At 68.3% G+C, this 1,849-nt stretch carries 4 protein-coding genes; all 4 read left to right on the top strand.

The annotated features are described in order from the left end of the window. A partial coding sequence (locus JCM19049_RS13065) for a hypothetical protein (RefSeq protein WP_279403189.1) occupies nt 1-456 on the top strand: 456 nt, incomplete at its 5' end. A gap of 132 nt (nt 457-588) precedes the next feature. Further along, nucleotides 589-720, top strand: a complete 132-nt coding sequence (locus JCM19049_RS13060) for a hypothetical protein (protein ID WP_279403188.1) — start codon at nt 589-591, stop codon at nt 718-720. Nucleotides 721-845: 125 nt separating this feature from the next. After that, a complete protein-coding gene (locus JCM19049_RS13055) occupies nt 846-1,202 on the top strand; it encodes an MFS transporter (protein ID WP_279403187.1) in 357 nt (118 codons plus the stop codon). 49 nt (nt 1,203-1,251) lie between these two features. Then, nucleotides 1,252-1,806 carry an MFS transporter gene (locus tag JCM19049_RS13050; RefSeq protein ID WP_054821800.1) on the top strand — a complete coding sequence of 185 codons (555 nt, stop codon included), beginning with the start codon at nt 1,252-1,254 and terminating at the stop codon, nt 1,804-1,806. The last annotated feature ends 43 nt before the right edge of the window (nt 1,807-1,849 follow it).

Genomic DNA, 1,849 nt, shown 5'->3' with positions numbered 1-1,849 from the left:
GAACCATGTTCATCGGCTGCGTGCTGCCGACCGTGCTGGCCGGGGACCCGCGCAGGCGCAGTTGGCGCCTGGATCCTGGTGCTGATCGCCGGTTCGCTGCTCGGCCTGGTGCCGGCCTGGATCAGCGGCGTGTACCAGCAGGCGAACCGGGGGATGAAGCAGGAACGCGATGAACGGATCGCCCAGGGGCAGGGACGGAAACTTCCCCAGGCGCTGCCCGTGGCGCAGCAGCCCCTGCAGCGCAGCGTGAACGCGCCGGTGTGGCTGTGGGTCCTGAGCGCGGGTCTGCTGGTGTTTACCGTGGTCATGTTCTTTGTGCTCGACGGGTCGGCGGAGAACGGTGGGGTGCTGGTGCTCGGCCTGCTGACCGGACCCGTGCTGCTGTTGTTCGCCCTGGCCCTGCTGTTGGGGGTGTGCCGCATAACCGTGAGGTGGATGAGAAGGGGCTGCTGGTGACCTCCGGGATTCTGGGCTTCACGATGCGCCGGATCCCGCTGGGGCAGATCCAGAGCGTGGACAGTGAATGGATCACCCCGGGGCAGTGGGGCGGCTGGGGCTGGGCGGTTCTTCCCCGGCGGCTCGGCCATCGTGTTCCGCGCCATGGACGGGCTGGTGGTGCACACCACCGGGGACAAGCGCTTTGCCGTGACCATGGAGGACTCCGAGGCCGTTCGCGACCAGTTGCTGGCCCGCATGCACCAGGCCGAACCGCGCGATTAGCCTATCAAGGCGCCCAGCCCCGCCGGTGGTGGCGGGGCTGGTGCGTAGGATTGGAGCATGAGCGAACAACCCTTCAGCCTGCGTCCCTTGCGCTGAAGGTCTACTCACCCTCCCTGCTCTACGGGGTGGGGGTGGGGGCCGTGGCCCCGATCATTTCACTGGCTGCGCTCGGTCGCGGGGCGGATACCGCCACCGCCGCACTGATTGTCACGCTGGTTGGGGTTGGCTCCCTGCTGGCCAACGTGCCCGCCGCCGTGTTGACCACCCGCTACGGGGAGCGCATTTCCATGGTGCTGGCCGCAGCCTGGGCGAGCCTGGGCATGGTGCTGGGCATTGTCCCCAGCAACCTGGGGCTTTTTGCCCTGGGGGTGGGCATGCTGGGAATGGCCGGGGCCGTGTTCAACCTGGCCCGGCAAAGCTACCTGGCCGAGGCCGTGCCCATGAAATTCAGGCCCGGGCCATGTCCATGCTCGGTGGGGTGATGCGCATCGGCGTGTTCATCGGGCCCTTCGCCGCCACCCTGGCCATGAAGTGGCTGGGGCTGATCGGGGCGTACTGGGTGGGCCTGCTGGCCATGCTCACCGCCATGGTCTGTGCCTGTGGATCCCCGAACTGGCCACCCGTGCCGAGCCGGCCGCCGGCAGCACCCCGAACGGCACCTCGATGCTGTCCATTGCCAAGGCCCAGTGGCGGAACCTGCTGGGATTGGGGCTGGGGGTGGTGTGCATTTCCGCGGTCCGCGCTACCCGGCAGGTGGTGCTGCCGTTGTGGGGCGAGAACCTTGGCCTGGACGCGGCCACCATTTCCCTGATTTACGGCCTGTCCGGGGCGATTGACATGCTCATCTTCTACCCGGCGGGCAAGGTCATGGACAAGCGGGGCCGGGCCTGGGTGGCGGTGCCGTGCATGGCCACCATGGCGTTGGCGCTGTTTCTGCTGCCGCTGACCCACACCGTGGGCGCCATGCTGGCGGTATCCATGCTGCTGGGGTTCGGCAACGGGATCGGCTCGGGGATCGTGATGACCCTCGGGGCGGATTATTCACCGCCGGTGGGCCGGGCAAAGTTCCTGGGCCTGTGGCGCTGATGTCCGATGCCGGGGCCATGGCCGGCCCGGTGCTGCTCTCGGG

This window comes from Arthrobacter sp. JCM 19049 (assembly GCF_001310435.1).
This window is presented reverse-complemented; position numbering and strand designations above follow the sequence as displayed.